The organism is Bacillus sp. ISL-45 (genome assembly GCF_018613195.1).
GTDB lineage: Bacteria > Bacillota > Bacilli > Bacillales > Cytobacillaceae > Mesobacillus.
On sequence record NZ_JAGGQQ010000013.1, the window covers coordinates 84,324 to 105,818 of the forward strand.

A 21,495-nucleotide genomic window follows, 5' to 3' on the forward strand; every position below is an offset into this window, starting at 1 on the left:
TGGCAAGCAAAATGTAAAATAGTCTTGAAAGGAAGTGGACAGATGGCAAACTCAGCTGCAGGCACTAGCCAGTCGCATTTAACTCAATATATCCCGCCTAAGGGCATGTATGAACAATTTGAGGATGAAGCTCATTATCTCGAGAAGGTCAAAGAATGGGGTTTGAGCACGAAGAAAGAGCTTTGGTATAAAGACAGATACCAGCATTGTCTTGTTACGATAAAGGGGTATGAAATATTCGGTGAAACAGCTGAATTGAATACTCTTGTGATTGAATTTCCGGATGGGAACTTAACTTGTATCCACCCGGCATACCTCAAGGAGATGCAGTCTTCCGGCTTCGGGAAGGAAATCATCACTCCAGTCTCCGGGGATGGAAGTGAAGCTTTAGTAGCGAAGAAGGAGAAGCCTAAAACAGCGGCTCCTGCGGCAGCAGAAGCGCAAGCAAAAACTCCTGTAAAAAAGGAAAAAGCGAAAAAGGAAAAGGCTCCTAAATTAGTGCTGCCAGAGGAAAAAGTCCATTTTACCGCGACGGTGAAGCAGTTTGCGCTAAGCTGGAACCATTTCAATGAGGATAATGACGAAGTAGTCGTGTTCGAAAATGTCCGAATTGAGCAGGAAGAAGCAATCGAGGTTGGCCTGGCATGGGGCTCACACAGCAAAACACTGAAAAAGCACGAGCTCGAGCCTGGACAGCAGCTTGAATTCGACGGAAAAATCGTCAAAAAAAGCCTTCCAAAAGGCAAAGACGTAGAAGATGAGTCTATGCTCCTCGATGTTTCGGTCGCTTATAAAATCAATAACCCTTCAAAAATCACTAAAAAATAAGGATGGACTGGCCGCAAACAAGCCAGTCCGCCTTTTTTTTGGAAGGCTGTTTTCGTAAAGATTGTTGTTAAAATCCTAAAGCCGATTTTAACGCAATATAAGGCCATTTTGCAGGTCGGTATTAAGTTTGCATGCTCTTTTCTTACAAAAGAATCAACTTTACGAAGAAAAATAGGTCATTCAATTCTATTTTGTAGTCAAATAGCAGCAAAGTTTGAGAAAAGAGCCTTTTGGAATAATAATTAATGTCTATCTCATGCACTTGTCGGGGCTGCCCAATGAGCTTGCGATTTTTTATTTTGAGAAGGTTTGCAGGAACTGGATCAGCGCCGGGCCAAGCAAGACGATGAACAAGCTTGGAAAAATAAACAGGACTAGAGGAAACAGCATCTTCACCGGGGCTTTCATTGCTTCTTCCTCGGCGCGCTGCCTCCGGCGTTCCCGAACCTCATTCGACTGGACACGGAGAACCTGCACCATACCAATTCCCAGCTTTTCAGCCTGGAGGATGCTGCTGATGAAAGCTCGTACTTCCTCGACTTCTATCCTGTTTTTGATTCCGGTAAGCGCTTCTCTCCTCGTTCTGCCAAGTCTCAGTTCTTCAAGGCTCCGATGGAATTCGGCAGACAGGACGCCATTCTTTTTCGACACGACCTTGCTGACGGCCGAATCAAATCCAAGTCCTGCTTCCAGGCTGACCGTCAATAGGTCAAGGATATCGGGGAGTTCTTTCAAAGCGCTTTTATTCCTTGCCTTTTTCTTGATGCTTAAATAGTAGTGCGGCAGGAAAGTGCCGGCTGCAAGGCCTATCAGCAGGAACAGGATGATCCCTGCATAGCCTGCCTTGAGGACGGCCCCATATCCGCCTGCCAAAAGCGGGAGCAGCAGCACGAGGGAAATTTGCACCAGCCTGAAGTCAACAGGTGACATTCCAAAAGGACTTCCGGCCAGCTGAAGCTTCGTCTCGATTTTCGCTTCCTTTTCGCCTGGCATCCTCCGCTTAAAGCTTCTTTTGAAATCATGCATCAACGGCTTTCCGATTCGTTCATATAAGGAAGCATTGCTGGGCTTTTCTGTGGCATCCAAACTCTCTTCCTTCACGCGGCTGACGAAGGTTGACATACGTTTTTTCACGTGGATGGCCTTTTCTGCCCGCATTAAGTACAGTCCATAGATGGCTAATGAAATCGTTAAGAAAAATGTAAAATATAGCATCCCTACACCTCGACTGCCGTAATTTTGCGGATCAGTACAAATCCAATGATGCCGGAGAAAATGCCGGCGACCGTCAATGCAATTCCTATTGGATGACGGAAGAGCGTGCCGATATATTCAGGTTCGATTAAATAAAGGACGAATGCCAGAATGATCGGGAGCAAACCAATGACAATTCCCGATAGTCTGCCTTGAGCAGTCAGAGAAGAGATCTGCCTGTGGATTTTCGTCCGCTCCCTGATGGTCTGGACAATTTTATCAAGCACCGTCGCGAGATTTCCTCCTACCTGGCGCTGAATCAAAATTGCCTGGATCATTAAATCCAAATCTTCGCTGGGCATTCTCTCTTTAAGTTCATTCAAGGAATCCTCCAGGCTGGCTCCATATTGCATCTCTTTGATGACACTGTCCATTTCTTCCTTTATCGGTGAACCCGCTTCTTCTATCACTGTTTTCAAAGCCTGCTGGAAGCTGAACCCGGCCCTTAAAGACCCGACAATCGTGGAAATCATATCTGGAAGCCCCTCGTTGAATTTCACGATTCGTTCCTTGATTTTCTTTTTTACATACCAGCCCGGCAACAAAAATCCAATGAAAAAGCCGACAACCATGAGGAGTATGTTGCCAGAAACAAGGAGCATAAAAAATCCTGTGACTCCTGCTGACAGCCATTTGAATAGGATATATTCCTCAGGCTTAAGCGGAAGTCCTGACCTTCTGAGCATGGTCTCAAACTTCGAATTCTTCTCCTTGGTCAGCATGTTTTTCCTGACCTTTTGCTTTGTCATTTGGTAGTAAACCATCAAATCATATTGCTTCCGGTCAAGCTTCGTCCCTGAACTGGCCAGGTACTTTTCAATCCGCTTCTCCAGACGCTTGTCCGAAAGAAAGATTCGATGAAAAATCGAGTAAAAAAGCAAAAATACTGTCATCATGAACAGGGCGGTAAGGATATAGATCATGCTCCCCACTCCTCGCCTTCGATAAAGACATTTGCTGGAATGTGGATTCCTGATGCTTCAAGGCGCTCATAGAACTTAGGCCGGACACCTGTCGGGATCAGGCGGCCAATGATCTTACCGTTATCATCCACCCCTTGTTGTTTATACGAAAAAATATCCTGAAGGACGATGACATCACCTTCCATTCCCTGTACCTCGGTAATGCTTGTTATTTTTCTGGAACCATCCTTCAAGCGTGATTGCTGGATAATCACGTCAAGTGCTCCAGCGATCTGTTCGCGGATTGCTTTCACCGGGAGCTCAACACCTGCAAGCAGCACCATCGTTTCCAGACGGGCAATCATATCCCTTGCGCTATTGGAGTGACCGGTTGCCAGAGAACCATCGTGTCCGGTATTCATAGCCTGAAGCATATCCAGGGCTTCGGCACCGCGGACCTCACCGATTACGACCCGGTCCGGCCTCATCCGAAGCGAGTTCCTTACAAGATCCCTTATTGTGATTGAACCCTTCCCCTCGATATTGGGCGGCCTTGATTCCAGTGAGACGACATGGTCCTGCCCCAGCTGAAGCTCAGCCGCATCCTCGATTGTGATAATCCTTTCATCATGAGGGATGAAGTTGGACAATACATTGAGCGTAGTGGTTTTTCCGGAGCCCGTTCCGCCGGAGACGAATATATTAAGCCTTGCTTTTACACAGGCCTCTAAAAAAATCGCCATTTCATTGCTAAGTGTCCCGAAGTTGACCAAATCTTCAATTTGAAAGGGATCCTTCGAGAACTTCCTGATTGTAACTGTCGGCCCATTCAATGCCAGCGGAGGAATGATCGCGTTGACACGCGAACCATCCGGGAGCCGCGCATCGACCATCGGTGAGCTTTCATCGATTCTCCTGCCAAGAGGAGCAACGATTTTATCAATGATGCTCATGACATGCTCTTCGTCTCTGAACATGATTGAAGTCAGCTCAATCTTCCCTTTTCGTTCACAATAAACCTGAGCCGGTCCATTTACCATAACCTCGCTGACATCTTCATCAATCAAAAGCGGGTTGATCGGTCCAAACCCCGTCAAATCATTCCTCAGTTCATCGACGACCTTTTTCCGGTCAATGCTGCCCCTGAATTGTTCATCCTCTTTCATGATTTCAATCGCCATCGCATCTAGCTGAGGAATGATGTCCTCTACAGGTGCATCTTTAAAGTCTTGAAGAATCTTTTTATGAATGAGGTTTTTAAGCTCCTGGTGCTTATCCTGCTTTCTTTGGATTTCCGGACTGACAGCCTCTTTTTTATGTGGTTCCCTGAACACAGACCGGATGTCAACCTTTTGCTGCGGATTAGCCTGGGCAACAAATTCGTCGTGCTGGCTTTCTACTCCTTCGACTTGCTGTGTCCTTTCCTGGATGCGGTTCAGAAGGCTCATTATGCTGTTCCTCCCTTCATGCGTTTTCTGCCAATTAGTTTTGATAGGAAAGAAGGTCCTTTCGCTTCCTTGAACAAGGTAATTTCCCGCCTGCTCGAGATTCTCTCTGCCATTTTAAAAATGGCTTTGGCTACATCGGTCTTGCCCTGGTTGATGACAAAAGGAATTCCAATATTAAGTGATTGTGAGCATGTTTGAAAGTCATTTGGTATATATACAGGATCCTCGTAACCAAGAATCCTGGCCGCATCTGCTGCCTGGATCACGCTCTCCATGTTCGCCCGATTCACTACGAGTGTGACTTTATTTTTCAATTCAAGGATATCGAACGTCTCGAGCATCAGCTTGGTATTCTTCAATGCTGTCATCTCAAGATTGGCCATAACCATGATTTGGTCCGCTTTTTCAGCGATATGGACTGTATGATCATTAAGGCCTACAGATGTATCGACGACCACATAGTCATAATTCAGCAGCATCAGGTCGAGGATTTGATCGACTGCTTCTTTCGTGACTAGATCTGCATACTCAGGGCGGTCCGGAGCCGCCATGACCTTCACTCCGCTTTCATGCCTGGACATGTAGCCTGCCAGTGAATGTTCATCAAGAGTACTCATTCCCTCAATCACTTCTTTAATGGTAAAAGCAGACTTCAAATCCATGGCTAGCCCGATATCACCAAATTGAAAGTCTCCATCCAATATCGCTACAGATATATTTTTCTTCACTAAAGCTCCAGCCAGATTGACCGTCAGGACCGTGCGACCAATCCCGCCTTTTGCACTGCAAACGGCAATAAGCTCGCCTCGTTTCAACTTAGCCGGCTTCTTTTCATGTATTTGCAGTTCATTCGCGTTTTCCATGATTGGTCACCCTCCATCTTCTTCAATCCTATTCGCTGTCGCTTGCAGCTTCGTTTTCCGCTATGACCGGCCGCTTATGCAGCATGAAATGGATATTGCCTTGTTCGGCTGAATTGACAAGTTTTAAAGCATCCGCTGGCTTAAGTTCTACCGTAACTGACGTATATTCGGCATAAGGCTCTTGTGTATCCTCAGGCAGGACCATCTTTCGCCCAACCGCCAGTACCCTTGCTTTTTCCAAGATGATTTTAGACTCAACATTCCCTTCCTGTCCCGGAAGCTTTTTAGAGAACATAATGTCGACTTCATCTTCAGGTTCAATCAGGTTCGCAGTTGATTGATTTAAATTAACCCCCACTGAAACAGCACGATAGCCATCCCTGACTTTTCTCGAAACATAGATATGTTCTGCAGTCTGGGATCCCAGCCGGTGGGAAAGGATTGGCTCGCCTTGCTCAATCTCAGCGTTAGCCAGCTTCCCCTCAACATCACCAAAGCTTTTAATGGAGTTGGCGTGCAATGCCTTTTCAGGAACCATCGCAGTTCCCAGTTTTGCGGATGTGATTTGCTCATTTTTCTGGATTTTTTCTTTGGCGACAACAATCTCCACCAAATTGCTGTTCATCGCCTTTTCAGCTTTCACTTGATTCATATATTGAAAGAATAAAAATGTCGTTACTATACCCATTACTAATGCGAGGACCAAAACAAGCTTTGACCGCATATTTGATCACCTACTCCGTTATTCGAATGCTGTATGCGCCCTTAAAGGCGGCCGTTTCACCTTCAAAACCCGTTCCTGCGCGCTTGATGAATATCCCCTTGATTGAAGTGTCATGGCTGTCCATTGGATCGGTAATATAGAAATAAGCGAAACCAGTAATTTTCACTTCTTTTACCTGGTTGACATCCGTGCTGTATGGTTTATAGACAGGGACAAGCAGAATCCTTGAACAGTTCCTCGAATTTATATCCCTTGGGAGTTCGGGACACGAATTCACTTTTTCCTTGACCACTTCCCTTGTCTTACCGGCAATATTACCTGTTTGTGTGATGACGATATCCCCTACAGAAAGCTCGTTTTGATAGCCATTACGGAGGTTTTCTTCATACGGCCGGGCTCCTGTATCGCCCAGGGCAAGGACGCCGAAATTCCCATATTCCACTCCGCCAGTATCCACTTTCAGCTGGTATTCCTTATTAAACTCCAAGGGGATGCTGTCATCGATGCCAAGCGGTGCTGCACCTTCTGCCCGTCCCATCGTCCTTAACTCGGCAGCAGAATGCGCTTTGACATCGACAGTTTCAAAGCCAAGTAATTTTGAGAAAGCGAGGTCTACCTTTTTGGACAAATCAATAGCGACTTTCTTCTCCATGTATATTGATATATTGTCTATATTTGAGCCATCTTTATGGGCTGCAACGATGCTTCGTACCACCTCTTCAACCTTCGCTTCGTTGTTTGTCAGCTCCTGTGCTCCAGAAAGGACAGCCGCATTAGCCGTTTTCTGCAGCTCCGCCTTCGTCATATATACCATCCCGCCGTCAATTGCAAGACCGGCCATACTAAGGATGACAAACATCGAAAGGGCCGCCAAAAGAATGGTGTTTCCTGATTCATCCGCTAACCATCTTCTTGCCATTTTTTCCTCCTCACTCCACTCTGATCGTTGACTCCGCCGTAATCGTCAAGGATGAAGAAAACAGGCTGGATATAAACGGAGTGAAAAATTGATAAGGATATTCCAGCTTCACAGTTATATAGTCACCAGCAACACGTCCCGATTCTCCAGGGGAAATCGAGATGGCCAATTTATCAATTTCATTCAGCTGTACGTAATCCCTGGCAAAAGCAGTAACTTCAGAATCACTTTTACCGAGACCTCCCACCCTGACGGTTTCCTGGGCCGCCATATGAAGATGGGCATAAGAATACATAATCCTTCCGAAATCCAAAATGCCTACCAACAGCAGTAAAAGAACCGGCAGAACAAGGGCCGTCTCAACGAGTGATTGCCCTCTCTCATCACGTCTCAAAACAATCCTCCTCCAGCTGGAAACACAATGGCAGCCAAAGCTCCAATCGCGATCGCCACTCCATATGGATAGGTCGTGTTCAAGGCTTCCTTATCCAGTCCATGCGGGACTTTCATACCGCTTCGCAGCCCGCCCAGGAACATGCCGATCTGTTTTAGCCTGTTTATGGCACCCTTCCTGAAAAACAGGATCAACAGCGCCATAATCCCTCCAGCCAGCGCCATATACACAGCCGCCGTCAATACAAATACAGCTCCCTTTAAGCTCCCCACCACTGCAAGCAGTTTCACATCCCCAGCTCCCATGCCTCCGAGCAAATAGGGAATCAGCAAAATAGAGAAACCAACTGCTGTTCCTGCAAGAGCAAAGGTGAGGCCCTGGATTCCATCAGTGGCTGTATTTAAAGCCAGGCCAGCTAGTAAAAAAGGAAATAAAACTTTGTTATAAATCTTCCGTTCTCTCAAATCGGTTATGACACAAATCACTATTAAAGTTATCAATAAAAAGTCGACTAACATCGATCTACCTCATTTCAGTGAGGAGTTTTAAAAAAGCCTCACGTTTCTCAACGCGAGGCTGTTTGCCTGTACCTCTGACTGGCGTATTCTGTATCTAACAAATTATCGTCGGTTTATATAAATAATGAATGAGTCCTTATCGGGTATCGGTAGTTTATCGTGATGTTCCACAAGGATGTTACGGTGTGGTATTTCCTGTTTCAGCCCCTTTGACTGCTGTAAGAACTTCATTAAACATAGTAACAATCTCTGTACGAAGAGCAGCCAAAATCCCAACAACCGCTACCGCAATAACCCCAAGTACCAAACCGTACTCAGTCATACCTTGTCCTTGTTCTTCTGTGAATAGTGCTTTCATTTTTGCTTTCATTGTCTAAAACCCCTTTTCATTTTATTAGTTTGATAGAATGACCGACTTTCGTTCCGCTATTCCGGATCGTGCCTTCTGGAAGCTCGAATACGGAATACGCACCTTTGCAGCGCTTTCCCATTTTCGCAGGCTCAAGTTGTTCGTCCGCGCCTACAATTTCATCGTTCTCGTTGATGTAAAGAACATCGATGGAATAGTTCATAAAAAAGGTATGGATGGACCGGCAGGGCTTTATATAGAGACTGTGTCCTTCTGGCAAGCTTTCTGTCAGCATCAACCCTTTGAATCTGCTGAAAAAGGTATCTGCTATTTTTACATCCGCTGCCAATTCTTTGCCGTTCGCTTCGTTCACAAGTCTCATTTCGCTTTTCACCTCCAACTGTACAAAAATAACCCCGCCTTTACCGAAAGGGGGTTCGCTGAATACATATTTCATGTAATTCACCCTGATCTTTCGGTAGCTGGCTGGCTTAGCAATGGATTGCCGTAGCCCCTTTAGCTTTGCGTCGCTGGTTTTCACCAGGTTTGCCTTTATCGAGAACCAGTGTATATCCGACTGATCTCTTATCCACATCATAATTTGAATCATTCTTCAACAAAATCCATCAAAAATCCTGATTTTTCTAAAAATTTAACCAGGTATTTTTGCTCAGGAAAAAGAAACTACTTTCCGATAGATAGTACTTAAATCACTATTCGGATGGTTAACAATTTTCTGATGTGAGTAACTCAGCTGAACAAAGCTTTGATTATGGATAATTAGGCATGCTCCCTTACATAGTTTATAGGTAGAATGTTTTATTTTCTGTGGATTTTTCCATCTCGAATAGGCCCTAAACCACTAAATTCCTTGAAATAAATATGGATTTTTATAATATATTTGCATTTCTTTTAAAAAACCGTCATGCTAGTGGATGAAGAACAACAATGTAATAAAGCGAGCAGGTGAAAAAAATGATCGAAGTTAAAACTTCTGAAATTAGCGATGGTGAATTCAATAGAGGGATATTCGCAACTCGTGATATTGCAAAAGGCGAATTGATCCATGAGGCTCCCGTGCTATCCTATCCAAACGATCAGCATGTCCATATCGAGAAAACTGCGCTGGCGGATTATGCCTTCGAATATGGCATCAACCATTCTGCCCTCCTTCTTGGATATGGAATGTTATTCAACCACTCATACGAGCCTAACGCAACGTATGAAATCAATTTCGACAATCACACATTTGATTTCTATGCCTACCGTGATATCAGCGCCGGTGAAGAAATTTTCATTAATTATAATGGGGAAGAGGATAATAACGATCCATTATGGTTCAACAAAGAAGAGGAATAACAAGAAAACGGCTACCCATCCAGGGAGCCGCTTTTTTATGAGTTCTCTGCCTACGTTTCCAAACAATCCAGTTCAACAATCACTGTTGTCCCCTTACCCTCTTCACTGATGATCTTCATTGTTCCATTATGCTCCTGGATGATTTTATTGCTCACCGTCAATCCAAGTCCAATCCCTTTTTCTTTTGTCGTATAAAAAGGCGTCCCAAGGTATCTAAGCCGGTCCGCTTCGATGCCCGTTCCCTCATCTGAAATGCTTATCTGCACCTTCCCCGAACCTTTCATCTGAAGGTCAATATGAATTTTCCCGCCTTCAGGCATGGATTCAATCGCATTTTTCATAAAGTTTAAAAATACCTGTTTTAGCTGGTGCGGATTGCATGAAAGCATGAGATTCTTTTCTTGATAATTAGTGATGATTTGGACATTATGCAACAATGCTTGCGGGTGAATTATTTTGATTGTGCTGTCCAGGATTGACTTCATGTCTCCCTTTACAAACTTTACCGCCTGCGGCTTTGCAAGTGACATAAACTCATTGACTATCGTATCGATCCTGTCAAGTTCATTCATGATGATAGCCAGGTAATCCTCCTGCTTCTCCTTATCGAGACATGTCTGCAATAATTTCGAGAAACCTTTCAATGAAGTAAGCGGATTGCGAATTTCATGAGCCACTCCTGCTGCCAGCTGTCCGGTGATGGAAAGCCTGTCCAGGTTTCTGATCGTGGCGTCCTGCTTGACACGGTCGGTAATATTCCTGCCGACACTGACAAATGACTCTATCTCTTTTTTCTCATTGTAAATCGGTGAAAAATTGTACTCTGTGTAAACCGTATTTTGGTCACAGGTCGTAAACTTCTTCCGTAAAATTTGGGGTTCACCTGATTCCAGAATTTCCTCAAGCTTTTTATCAAGAATGACATCTTCATCAGGTGTCAAAAATTCACTCAAGCTTTTGCCGACAATTTGCTCTGGCTTCAGACCGATTACTTTTTCATGGGAGGGTGATGCATACACTATCACTTTATTCTTATCAATCACCTTGATCATGTCAGTCGTATTCTCGGTGATCAATTCGTACAATTCCCGGGTTCTATTCAGTTCACGCTCCATGTTCACCATTTTGGTAATGTCACGATAAATCGCAATGATTGCGATGATTTTCCCGTGCTTATTCCGAAAAGGAGAGTAGGAGACCGCAATATCCAGCATTGATCCGTCTTTATGATATCGCTGGGTTATCATATTTGTAAAAGCCTTGCCATTCTTGACTTGGGCTATGATTCCTGGAACATAATCAGGGTTTGAGAACTCATAAAAGGTTCTTCCAATCAAGTCTTCTTCTGTATAGCCGAATATTTCAGTGTACTTATGGTTGATTCTTAAAAATCGATTCTCCATATCGACAATAGCAAATCCGTCAGCCGTGCAATCCAAAAATAAACTCAGCAGTTCATTAGGATTATAGATTGTTTCATCATCTGTCCCGAATATTGGGAAACTATTACGCATAGAGATCTCTCCAAACTTTTATTCCTTATAAATCTATTTTACAGAAGATTTAGATATTTAAAAAGAAATATTTGGCTATCATACTATTAAAAGTAAAAAACCGCTATCTTTTGAAAGACAGCGGCAGATATTACTTTGAAGTCAGATGGCTGATTACTTTTTCCACCGCAGATTCCGCCTGGTCGATACAGCCAGGGATGCCCACTCCCTCAAATGACCCTCCGGCAAGGAAGACACCAGGAAGTTCCCGGCTAAGCTGCTTTTTAACTTGGGCAATTCTTTCAAGATGCCCGACCGTATATTGCGGCATCGCTTTTCTCCACCTTGTTATGACATGGAAGAGGGGTTTTGCGGTAATGTTCATTGTCTTATTCAAGTCTCTTAATACCAGCTCGACGATCTCCTCATCTGACAAATCAACTGCTTCCTGGTCATCCGGTTTACCGACATAGCAGCGGAGCAAGGCCATATCATCAGGAGATGTGCCAGGCCATTTCTTGTGCGTCCAGGTACATGCAGTTATCCTGAAATCGCTGTTCCTTGAAACGAGGAAGCCAGTACCATTGATATCTTTCTCGATTGCTGATTTCGGGAATGCCATCGCGACATTTGCCACGGAATTGGACGGCATATCTGTAAACTGTTCCATAAATGCGTATTCGGAAAGCATACGCTGGGCATGGAAATGATCAGTAGTAATGACGACACTGTCCGCTGCTTCTACTTCGCCAGTTTCGAAGTGAACTTGATAGGTATTTCCTGTCTTCGCTACCTTTTTCACAGCATTTCCCTTCATGACCGTCCCCTCTTCCAGGCGGCTTTCAACCCGGTGGATCAACTCCTCGAGGCCCGTTGACAATGAGATGAACATGCCCTTTTTTGAGCCAGGCTTTTTGGCTGTCTTCGGCGGCTTTGGCATCGATTTATTCAGTCCAACCACCAGGCTCCGATGCTTCTGTTCAATTTCATAGAAGTTCGGGAACAATGACATCAAGCTCAGTTCATCAATGTCGCCTGCATAAATACCTGACAGTAATGGATCAATCAGATTGTCGACCACCTCATCGCCCAGCCGATAACGGAAAAATGCTCCAAGTGACTGGTCTGCTTTCGGCTCGCCTTTTGGTAAAATAAAGTCCCCCGCCGCACGCAATTTCCCCAGAGGTGAAAATAATCCCGATAACGCAAACGGCGTCACCTTCGTAGGTATGCCCATGAAAGAACCCTCGGGCATCGTGTGAAGCTTGCCTCTAGCGTAAATATAAGATTTGCCGGCTGTGTTGGAAATGATTTTATCCTTGAGGCCAACTTCTTCTATCAATCTCATCGCACTCTTCTTTCTCGCTATGATCGAATCTGGACCTCTTTCAATAACGAATCCGTCCCGTTTTTCAGTGCTGATGACACCACCAAGGCGTTCGCTTGCCTCAATCAATTTCACTTTTATGGATAATCGCTTTTCCCTGGCTTCCTTTTGGAGATAATATGCTGCCGCCAGCCCGGTGATCCCGCCGCCAACAACAATGACCTTCTTTTCTTCCATTCCGCTCACCTATTCTTTAGTAATGTATTGATTATCCTATAGTTGAATTAACTAGGTATGTGAAGTTTTTAACATATTTAAAGTATAGCACCGGAAATTAAAAGGAAGATGGGAGTTTTTTTACTAAAATGTGAACGAAGAATTTGGAGAAAATAACGAAGGATTTCCTATTTGCGGAATTTGCAGAAACGGGTGCGATTTGGAGGGATTCTTTCGGAATCATGTATCTTTCCTTCGCTGGTACTAGATGTCTTTTAATGAAATGTACCCTTATGGAATGCTGGGCCGCTGCATAAGGGTACGATTCGCTCTTTATCGTACCCTTATAGCAGACGAAAACCTTACATAAGGGTATGATTCGCTCTTTATCGTACCCTTATAGCAGACAAAAGCCTCGCATAAGGGTACGATTCGCTCTTTATCGTACCCTTATAGCAGACGAAAACCTTGCATAAGGGTATGATTTGCTCTTTATCGTACCCTTATAGCAGACAAAAGCCTCGCATAAGGGTACGATTCGCTCTTTATCGTACCCTTATAGCAGACGAAAACCTTGCATAAGGATACGATTCGCTCTTTATCGTACCCTTATAGCAGACAAAAGCCTCGCATAGGATACGATTCGGTCTTTATCGTACCCTTATAGCAGACGAAAACCTCGCATTAGGGTATGATTTGCTCTTTATCGTACCTTATAGCAGACAAAAGCCTCGCATAAGGGTACGATTCGCTCTTTATCGTACCCTTATAGCAGACAAAAGCCTCGCATAAGGATACGATTCGGTCTTTATCGTACCCTTATAGCAGACGAAAACCTCGCATAAGGGTATGATTTGCTCAGGAATCATATATTCATATCTCTTTTTCGGTAAAAGACAAAGGTCACAATTGTGAGTCCCAGCACCAAGAAGGTTGACAGTGCCAGATAAAACGGTTCAAATCCGCCTTCCTCCAAAACCAGCTTCGCGTCAAAATACTTGAATGGAGTAAGGAATTTCAATCCATCCAGCTTTTCAGTCAAATCAATTGCAATCGACAGAATGAAGAGGATGAGCAGGATGCCTGTTGCCAAAGATGTGGCTTTTTTAGCATTCTTAAAAACTGCGGCAATCGCTGTACCGATTACGAGGAAGATCAACTGAAGGATGAACATTCCGGCCACCAGTAAGGAAATATCCCCGGTCACGTTTTCACCTTCCGCATATCTCTGGAGCATTCCCACAGAGGAAGCGAAGGTCACTGCATTGAAAATCACAACATTGACCAAAGCCGCCAACAGCTTGGATGTAATCATTCTCGACCTCGAAACAGGTTTGACCAGCAGGAACTCCACCGTCTTATCCCGTTCTTCCTTGGCGATGATCGTCGATCCGAGTATCACTGCATGAATGGCTCCCATCACGGCAAGATACAAGAATAGGACCCCATAATAACCGATAGGTGTCGACAAATCGAGCGAACCAGTACCCATGATTGCCTGGAGTGATTTAGGCATGTCGGCCATCAGTGCATTCATTGATTGCCCGGTCCCTTCCAGGCTTGAGTATTTGCCCATGCCCGAAACAACCATGAAAATGACACCGATGCTCCAAATGATCAGCGACTTGAGATTTGCTTTCATTTCCCTTTTAAAAAGATTCATGATTTTCCCTCCTCCCTAAACGGAATGGACATCCTTTTTACCGTACAAATAATAACTGGCTATGACTGCTGCGATGATAAAAAGTGCACCGGCCAGGATAAAAGAAGTCTCATAGCTCATGTTTTCTGTGATATAGGCAGAGTCAAAATAATTGAAAGGCGTCAAATAACGCAGCGCCTTATCATCTGTCGTCGAACTGATCATCCCGAGCATGAAAAATCCGAACACAGTACCGAGTGAAACGGAAATAACGGATTTAATCCGAGGGATAATCACTGAAATAATCATTCCCAGTGCCATGAACATAAGCTGGATGAAAAACAGGGAGATAGCAATCAGGAACAAAGCTGCCTTGTCAAAATCTTTACCTTCGACAATTGATGCCATCACGAAAGTCACTGTGATAAAAACAATATTGGTGAAAACCAGGGAAAACAGCGCCGCCAGCAGCTTCGCAGTAACGACCTGCGCCCTTGTAACTGGTTTTGTGAGCAGGAAGTCCGCTGTTTTTTCCCGGGATTCTTTAGATAAAATCGAGGTTCCAAGATTCATAGCCTGAATGGCGCCCGCCAGCTTCAGGTACAGAAACGCATACGAGAAAAAACCAATCATTGTCGCAATGCTATCCACCGACAATCCGATCGCTTTTCTCAACTCAACCGGGAAACCTTCAAGCAGTGTCTTGAACTCTTCCGCATCCTTTGAAAAGGAAGGAAACATTGATAAAAACAACACCACTAGCGCCACCAATGACAAGGTCCAGATCATCGTCGATTTTCGATATGCCTTCAGTTCATGAAGGAATATATTCATCGTCTATTCCTCCTTTTCATAGTAATGCATGAAAATCTCTTCAAGGTCAGGCTCCACCACCCAGAGGTTGGCTATCTCGATTTCTGCGATTTTTTTCATGATGGAGTTGATGTTGCCCCTGAAAAGGAAGCTGATTGTTCGGCCGTCCTGCTCAAGCTGGTTCACACCTTCGATATCAAAAAGACTTTTATCGATGTCGGATTTGGATTCGATTTTGAATTTCTTATAAGTGTTTTCTTTCAACGTGCTGATTTTCTCGACAGTGACAATCCGGCCTTCCTTAATGATGGCGACCCTGTCACACAGCCTTTGCACCTCACTGAGAATATGGGACGAAAACAGGATTGTCGCGCCTTTCTTGTTTTCTTTTTCAAGAAGGTCAAAGAACTTCTGCTGCATGAGCGGATCAAGCCCGCTCGTCGGTTCGTCAAGAATGATCAGCTTCGGTTCATGCAGCAGCCCCTGGACAATGCCGACTTTTTTCTTGTTTCCAAGTGAAAGGTCATCGATTTTCTTCGTCAGGTCCAGCTCCATGACGTCAGCAAGCTCTTTGATTCGATTCGTGCAATCCTTTTTGTAAAAGCTTGCGGAATACTTGAGCAGATCCATGACCTTCATATTGTCATAGTAAAAAACTTCAGAGGGCAGATAGCCGATGTCTTTTTTAATTTCCGGTGCAGCTGTGATGATATCCTTGCCGAAAATAGTCGCGCTGCCGCTCGTCGGATAAATCAGTGACAGCAGCGTTCGGATTGTTGTGGATTTTCCCGCACCATTCGGTCCTATGAACCCGAAAACCTCTCCCTCTTTTACATCGAAGCTGACATTCTCAATTCCCCTGGCCTTGCCGTACATTTTCGTCAGATTGTTAATCTCAATCACGTTCATGCCAGACCCTCCCAGATCCTTTTTCTATCTATGTTCAGGTTTATGTGTGAACCTTCCCTTACGGTTGAACCGTGTTTATTTACGGTTAAGCACAGTTTATTTACGGTCGGTCCGAATTTATTTACGGTTGGACATTTTTTATTTACGGTTGGACGGATTTTATTTACGGTTGGTCCGTGTTTATTTACGGAAGCATTTTTTATTTTCGGTTGGTCCGAATATTTATTTACGGCTGTGCAACTTTTTACTGATTGTTTTCTCGCCCTTATACCTCGTTCTTATAAAACGATTTCTTCAGCATATCAATATATACTTCTGCTTCTTTAAACGCTTCATCAAAATCCAGAATTCCTTCGTTCAGTTTTTTTGCCTTTTCAAGTGCCTGGCTGCTGAAGCCTTCAAGCGTCCACATGATAATGTTGATCGCTCGTTGAATGTCTGTGCCTTCACGGAATTTTGAAAGATCAATATTCTCGAATAATCTGCCATAGCTGGTGTGAATCAGTTCTGTATTGGCATTGGCCAAAGTCTCCTTCACTTCGTCAGAAGCTTCCTGCGAGGCGGACATCATGAAGTCGAATATCTCTGGATGTCTGGCCATTAACCTGTTCTTGAGGATCATCAGATTCTTGAGCCGCTCAAAGATATCTCGTTCGCTGAAATCCAATTCACTGAAGAATTCTTCCATTAAAACATCAACAAAGTGATTATGAAGGAACAAGTATAGTTCTTTTTTATTCGAGAAGTAGTGGAATAGCAAGCCTTTAGAAATCCCTGCTGCTTTTACGATTTCATTTGTGGAAGCATTTTCGTATCCTTTTTGGGCAAACTCCTTTAGAGCAGCGTTCAGGATCCGCTCCTGCTTCTCTGGATTTAAGCCTAAAAACTTTGAAGACATGTCACCCTCCTTAAAAGCACATTGACCACATCGGTCAATTATATTCTACTCCTTATTGACCACTTTGGTCAACAGCATCAAAAGCAAACATTTCGACATATTTTATCAACCACATAAAAAGGCCGCCCATAATCGGGCAGCCTTCCAGTTTACTTCAGTTTTCGAACTACCGCCCTCACAGGACTGCCGTCACCCTGTTCCAACGCCAGAGGCAGTGCAGCGAGCTCGTATTCTCCTGGTTCAATTTTATCTAGGACCAGTCCTTCAAGAATATGAATACCCTGGTTGTTCAATTCATGATGGGCACTCAATTCCTTGCTGTCCAATGGGTCGACCGATGGCAAGTCAAGACCAAGCAATTTCACACCATGTCCAGCAAGAAAAGCTGCCAGTTCCGGCTCGATATGTGGAATCGATTCCGGGAATACAGTCTTATCCTGCCACGAGTCGGTCCTGATCAACAGACGTTCCACTCCGTTCAGATCCACGCCTTGCAGCTCTTTAATACCGATACTTTCAGGCTTCTCCACATGTATCACAAGAGCAGGTCCAATGTATAGGTTGAAATCCAGCTCGATGACTTTCTTTCCATCATTTTCGAAATGAAAAGGCGCATCGATGTGTGTGCCGGTGTGCGTACTCATTGTCACCTGGCCGACATTCACGGAGCCGCTTTCTTCCATTCCCCAGCTCACTTCATATTGAAATGGCGTGTCACCCGGCCAAACGGGAATGCTATTATTTAAAACCTGCGAAATATCAATCCAATTTCCCATACTTTTTCCTTCTTTCTTTTAGGCTCTGTTCTCAAAAATTTTTGCTATTGACTGCAAAATAGGATTGAATGACACTTTTTCTTTGCATACTTGACTCTTTATAATGAGAAAAGAGCATGCAAACTTAATACCGACCAGCAAAAAGGCTTTATATACGTTAAAATCGGCTTTAGGATTTTAACAACACTTTTCGAAAACAACCTTCTTTTATAGCTTCGTCCTGAGGCTCCATAGCTCAGGGAAGAATCGATGGTCGACGACCTTTTTCAAGTAGGATACACCGGCGGAGCCGCCTGTTCCCGTTTTGTGGCCGATGATCCGTTCCACTGTACTCATATGGTTGAAACGCCATAGATGCTGCTGGCTGCCGATATCGACAAGCTTTTCAGCAAGCTCATACAGGTCCCAATATTGATCGACGTTACGGTACACCGTAAGCCACGCTTCCTCGACACTGGCATTTGGTTCGTACGGAGCAGACCAATCACGATTTAGGGCCGCATCATCTATAGGCAGGCCGCGCATCGCCATCGCACTGATCGCTGCATCATATATCGACCGTTCATGAAGCGCATCTTCCATTTGTTTATACAGTTGCGGATCATGTTTGTAAACAGACAGTACATGTGCGCTTTTTTGGCCAAGAGCAAATTCAATCAATCGGTTCTGGTAGGATTGGAATCCTGATGAATGGCCAAGCTTGTCTCGGAACTCCATATATTCAGCCGGAGTCAGCGTCGACAAGACACTCCATGACTGGATCAGCTGCTGCTGGATTCTCGACACCCTTGAGAGCATCTTGAAGCTCGGCTCCAGGTCATTTTTACGGATGCAGTCAATCGCCGCGGTCACTTCATGTAAAATCAGCTTCATCCACAGTTCGCTGGCTTGGTGGATGATGATGAACAGCATTTCATCATGGTGATCCGACAGGCGCTGCTGGCTGGACAAAATTTTATCTAATTGCAAGTAACTTCCATAAGAAAGCTCTTTTGAAAAATCGGTATGAATTTGATGTTTTTGCTCTTCCTTCATTCCCGGACTCCTCCCCTACGCCACAACTCCGCGCTCATTGCTGTATTTCTCGTACAATTTATCATCCATAATTTCCTTTAAAATCTGTACAGCATTCCAGACATCTATATATGAAGTATAAAGAGCTACAGGTGCTAGACGGACGATGTTCGGAGCGCGGAAGTCAGGAATGATCCCTTTTTCCTTCAAAGCCTTGCAAATCCTTGCTGCTTCTTTATGCTCGAGGCTGACATGGCCGCCCCGTCTGTAATCTTCTGTTGGACTGCCGATATTAAAGCCGGCGTCGCCAAGCTCCTGCTCAATCAAGTCCATTAAATATCGGTTGATCTTTAATGATTTTTCACGGATGTTCGCGATTCCCGCTTCAGCGAACATTTCCAAAGAGCCCAGCAAAGGGGCAAGACTCAATACATGAGGGGTTCCAATCTGGTACGCCCCCGCATTCTCAGCAGGTATCAGGATATGCTCCATATCAAACTGTTTGTCTTTTCTCGAACCGAACCAGCCGGCAAGTCCCGGCTTCGCGCCGAAATGCTTTGAATTCACATAAAGGCCGGCTACAGCTCCAGGTCCGCCATTCAGATGCTTATAGCTGCACCAGTAAGCAAAGTCGACTCCCCAGTCAGAGAAGGCATGCGGAATCGCGCCAATGGAATGGCAGCCATCAAAACCAATCATGATTCCACGTTCATGGGCAGCTCTTGTCAACCGCTCCATATCAAGTATTTGCCCGCTGCGGTACAAAACAGTCGGCAATACGACAAGCGCAATTTCTTCCGTCATTGCCTCAATGATGTCTTCCTCATCAAGAAACCTTCCATCCCTGCTCTTCACCCTGACCAAATGCGAATCCGGATCATAGCCATGGATTCGCAGCTGGCTTTGCAGTGCATAGATATCGGAAGGAAAATTCAATTCGTCTGCGAGGATTTTTGTTCTTTTGCCTTCCGGCTTGTAAAAGGTAGCGACCAGCTGATGCAGGTTGACGGTTGTGGATCCGCTTACAATAACCTCCTCAGGGGAAGCACCAACAAGCGGAGCAGTCAATCCTCCTAGTTTTTCAGATAAATAGAACCAAGGATGCCTGCCATCCATCCAGCCATCGATGCCAAGCTCGCGCCAGTCAGCCAATGATTCAAGCAATGTCTGTTCAGCCCTCTTTGAAAGAAGACCAAGCGAGTTTCCATCAAGATAAATACAATCAGGTTTCAAGTAAAATTCATCCCGGTAACGGGCCAGCATATCTTCCCGGTCAAGCTGTGCGGCAAATTCCGCATCAGGTTCAAAAGAATAAGGCTTCATCATCATCTCTCCCATCCCATTTGCAACTAGAGAAATCGTAACAAGAACAGAAGGAAGCGTCAACAAAAGGTCTGATAATTCTAAGAAATGCGGAAGCGCCTTGGTCAGTTGTTTTATTTAGGCTCTTTTCTCAAACTTTGTTGCTATTGACTGCAAAATAGGATTGAATGCCCAATTTTTCTTCGCAAAGTTGACTCTTTTGTGAGAAAAGAGCATGCAAACTTTATACCTCCCTGCAAAATGCCCTTATATTACGTTAAAATCTGCTTTAGAATTTTATCGAAAACAGCCTTTAGTTAAAAAGGAAAAACAGCCTCCATTGAAGGCTGTTTAAGCAAAACGATAATAGATCAGCACAAAGGTCGACAGAACGAAAATGAAGTTCAAAAATATAAACACGAACTGGTCGACTCTTGTCTTGTGCAGCTTGATTGGCGGGTTATAGAAGGAAACGCCTTCGATGATGAAGATGATCAGAACGATATGAATCATGAAATGGCCGATCACTTCTGTAAAACCGAATAACATGGTCGTTAAAATAAAAATGGTAGTGACAACGAAACCTAGCACCCGGTTCAGGATACCAACTACCAGCAAGTAGCCGACAACAAATTCAACAAAAGCCGCCATCACGATGAAGGCTGCTGGTTCAAAGCCGAAAGTGGGCACCTGGTGGTTTGCGACGATATCAAGCGACATCGTAGGGTATACCCATTTTTCAACAGCCACCCAGCATAGGGAAAGCCCTGTCCCCAAATACAAAAACGGGAAGCCAACCTTCTCCAGCTTCGTTTTGCCAACAAGCAGCACGCCGATGATTGCAACATAAAAACCGTAATCAAGCATATAGAAAATTCCGTGCTTCACAGTCACCATAATGAATAATATCAGTAATATGGCCGCCCCTATTTTTGTCGCGATATGATGCGGCACAAGAAGCAGGGCAATCGTAACCCACGCTAAAATCGTCATCAAGGTGCTGTCCAAGTGGAACTCCGGTGCAAATAAGGTACCGTTTGTAACCTGGATGATCAATGCCAGGGCTGTTCCGTATTTTAATAAGTATCTGGAATATTTACGGAAGCTTGAAAGGAAATCATCCCACTTTTTAATTAGCGGCCATTGTGCCATTTTTGGGATGATTAACGTCAGTGACGCGAGAACCACAGCCGCCAGTAGCGCTAACCCCATAAATAACGGCGATAAAATGTTTTCAATACTTTCTTTCCTAGGCGCCACTTCGGTAAACCATTTCACATGGGCATTTGTATAAAAGGGTGTCAGAATAAGTCCGATTATAATAATGATTTGTAATAGTTTTTTCAAGATAAGACCTCCTGGTAATATAAACACTACTGAGATAGTAATAATACAACTAATCCATAAGAATTTAACATAAGAGTTATGAACATTATGCGAAACATTTCACAAATAATGAAGCTGGATAGTTTTACATACAAAGTTTGCCCTGCCTCCAAGCTAGTATGCTTTTTCAATCAAGTATTAATGGGTATATTGGTGATAAG

22 protein-coding genes and 1 riboswitch are annotated in these 21,495 nt (G+C 44.3%); of the genes, 2 read left to right on the plus strand and 20 right to left on the minus strand.

Annotation, left to right across the window (positions count from 1 at the left end):
• The first annotated feature begins 42 nt into the window (after positions 1-42).
• Positions 43-828: a hypothetical protein gene (locus tag J7E35_RS17855; RefSeq protein ID WP_214781997.1), complete on the plus strand. Its 786-nt coding sequence runs from the start codon at positions 43-45 to the stop codon at positions 826-828.
• Positions 829-1,122: 294 nt separating this feature from the next.
• Here J7E35_RS17855 and J7E35_RS17860 read toward each other — a convergent pair whose 3' ends face one another.
• The 10 genes from J7E35_RS17860 to J7E35_RS17905 form a co-directional block, all read right to left on the minus strand.
• Positions 1,123-2,043 (minus strand): type II secretion system F family protein, encoded by a 921-nt coding sequence (locus J7E35_RS17860; RefSeq protein WP_214781999.1) that lies wholly within the window; start codon positions 2,041-2,043, stop codon positions 1,123-1,125.
• Positions 2,044-2,045: 2 nt separating this feature from the next.
• Positions 2,046-3,005 carry a type II secretion system F family protein gene (locus tag J7E35_RS17865; RefSeq protein ID WP_214782001.1) on the minus strand — a complete coding sequence of 320 codons (960 nt, stop codon included), beginning with the start codon at positions 3,003-3,005 and terminating at the stop codon, positions 2,046-2,048.
• Positions 3,002-4,432, minus strand: coding sequence for a TadA family conjugal transfer-associated ATPase (locus J7E35_RS17870; RefSeq protein ID WP_214782003.1), 1,431 nt, complete (start codon positions 4,430-4,432; stop codon positions 3,002-3,004). Before J7E35_RS17870 ends, J7E35_RS17865 begins: the two co-directional genes overlap by 4 nt.
• Positions 4,432-5,295, minus strand: a complete 864-nt coding sequence (locus J7E35_RS17875) for a CpaE/TadZ family protein (RefSeq protein WP_214782005.1) — start codon at positions 5,293-5,295, stop codon at positions 4,432-4,434. The genes J7E35_RS17870 and J7E35_RS17875 overlap by 1 nt, the downstream gene beginning before the upstream one ends.
• A 28-nt stretch (positions 5,296-5,323) precedes the next feature.
• On the minus strand, positions 5,324-6,019 hold the full coding sequence (gene cpaB / locus J7E35_RS17880) for a Flp pilus assembly protein CpaB (protein WP_214782008.1): 696 nt from the start codon (positions 6,017-6,019) through the stop codon (positions 5,324-5,326).
• Positions 6,020-6,029: 10 nt separating this feature from the next.
• Positions 6,030-6,938, minus strand: a complete 909-nt coding sequence (locus tag J7E35_RS17885; protein WP_214782010.1) for a pilus assembly protein TadG-related protein — start codon at positions 6,936-6,938, stop codon at positions 6,030-6,032.
• 10 nt (positions 6,939-6,948) lie between these two features.
• Positions 6,949-7,332 carry a TadE/TadG family type IV pilus assembly protein gene (locus J7E35_RS17890; RefSeq protein WP_214782012.1) on the minus strand — a complete coding sequence of 128 codons (384 nt, stop codon included), beginning with the start codon at positions 7,330-7,332 and terminating at the stop codon, positions 6,949-6,951.
• The gene (locus tag J7E35_RS17895; RefSeq protein ID WP_214782014.1) at positions 7,329-7,850 is read right to left on the minus strand and encodes an A24 family peptidase; all 522 of its coding nucleotides are present in this window, start codon (positions 7,848-7,850) and stop codon (positions 7,329-7,331) included. Before J7E35_RS17895 ends, J7E35_RS17890 begins: the two co-directional genes overlap by 4 nt.
• Before the next feature lie 178 nt (positions 7,851-8,028).
• Positions 8,029-8,220 carry a Flp family type IVb pilin gene (locus tag J7E35_RS17900; protein WP_214782016.1) on the minus strand — a complete coding sequence of 64 codons (192 nt, stop codon included), beginning with the start codon at positions 8,218-8,220 and terminating at the stop codon, positions 8,029-8,031.
• Between the two features lie 16 nt (positions 8,221-8,236).
• Positions 8,237-8,656, minus strand: a complete 420-nt coding sequence (locus J7E35_RS17905) for a DUF192 domain-containing protein (RefSeq protein WP_251041073.1) — start codon at positions 8,654-8,656, stop codon at positions 8,237-8,239.
• A 17-nt stretch (positions 8,657-8,673) separates the two neighbouring features.
• A riboswitch (cyclic di-GMP riboswitch) is annotated at positions 8,674-8,760 on the minus strand.
• Positions 8,761-9,174: 414 nt separating this feature from the next.
• Here J7E35_RS17905 and J7E35_RS17910 point away from each other — a divergent pair.
• The gene (locus tag J7E35_RS17910; protein ID WP_214782019.1) at positions 9,175-9,558 is read left to right on the plus strand and encodes an SET domain-containing protein; all 384 of its coding nucleotides are present in this window, start codon (positions 9,175-9,177) and stop codon (positions 9,556-9,558) included.
• Between the two features lie 50 nt (positions 9,559-9,608).
• Here J7E35_RS17910 and J7E35_RS17915 read toward each other — a convergent pair whose 3' ends face one another.
• The 10 genes from J7E35_RS17915 to J7E35_RS17960 all read right to left on the minus strand — a co-directional run bounded on the left by J7E35_RS17915 (position 9,609) and on the right by J7E35_RS17960 (position 21,295).
• Positions 9,609-11,072: a PAS domain-containing sensor histidine kinase gene (locus tag J7E35_RS17915; RefSeq protein WP_214782022.1), complete on the minus strand. Its 1,464-nt coding sequence runs from the start codon at positions 11,070-11,072 to the stop codon at positions 9,609-9,611.
• A gap of 130 nt (positions 11,073-11,202) precedes the next feature.
• Complete coding sequence (hemY, locus tag J7E35_RS17920; RefSeq protein ID WP_214782025.1) at positions 11,203-12,615, minus strand: protoporphyrinogen oxidase; 1,413 nt, start codon at positions 12,613-12,615, stop codon at positions 11,203-11,205.
• Positions 12,616-13,459: 844 nt separating this feature from the next.
• On the minus strand, positions 13,460-14,257 hold the full coding sequence (locus tag J7E35_RS17925) for an ABC transporter permease subunit (RefSeq protein WP_214782028.1): 798 nt from the start codon (positions 14,255-14,257) through the stop codon (positions 13,460-13,462).
• Positions 14,258-14,272: 15 nt separating this feature from the next.
• Positions 14,273-15,070, minus strand: coding sequence for an ABC transporter permease subunit (locus J7E35_RS17930; protein WP_214782030.1), 798 nt, complete (start codon positions 15,068-15,070; stop codon positions 14,273-14,275).
• Positions 15,071-15,073: 3 nt separating this feature from the next.
• Positions 15,074-15,958: an ABC transporter ATP-binding protein gene (locus J7E35_RS17935; protein WP_214782033.1), complete on the minus strand. Its 885-nt coding sequence runs from the start codon at positions 15,956-15,958 to the stop codon at positions 15,074-15,076.
• A 265-nt stretch (positions 15,959-16,223) separates the two neighbouring features.
• Positions 16,224-16,856, minus strand: coding sequence for a TetR/AcrR family transcriptional regulator (locus tag J7E35_RS17940; RefSeq protein ID WP_214782034.1), 633 nt, complete (start codon positions 16,854-16,856; stop codon positions 16,224-16,226).
• Positions 16,857-17,005: 149 nt separating this feature from the next.
• Entirely contained in the window at positions 17,006-17,632 is a 627-nt protein-coding gene (gene kynB, locus J7E35_RS17945; protein ID WP_214782036.1) for an arylformamidase, read from the minus strand.
• 207 nt (positions 17,633-17,839) lie between these two features.
• Positions 17,840-18,667 carry a tryptophan 2,3-dioxygenase gene (kynA, locus tag J7E35_RS17950; RefSeq protein ID WP_214782039.1) on the minus strand — a complete coding sequence of 276 codons (828 nt, stop codon included), beginning with the start codon at positions 18,665-18,667 and terminating at the stop codon, positions 17,840-17,842.
• 15 nt (positions 18,668-18,682) lie between these two features.
• A complete protein-coding gene (gene kynU / locus J7E35_RS17955) occupies positions 18,683-19,969 on the minus strand; it encodes a kynureninase (protein WP_214782084.1) in 1,287 nt (428 codons plus the stop codon).
• Positions 19,970-20,299: 330 nt separating this feature from the next.
• Positions 20,300-21,295 carry a hypothetical protein gene (locus tag J7E35_RS17960; protein ID WP_214782042.1) on the minus strand — a complete coding sequence of 332 codons (996 nt, stop codon included), beginning with the start codon at positions 21,293-21,295 and terminating at the stop codon, positions 20,300-20,302.
• Positions 21,296-21,495 lie beyond the last annotated feature (200 nt).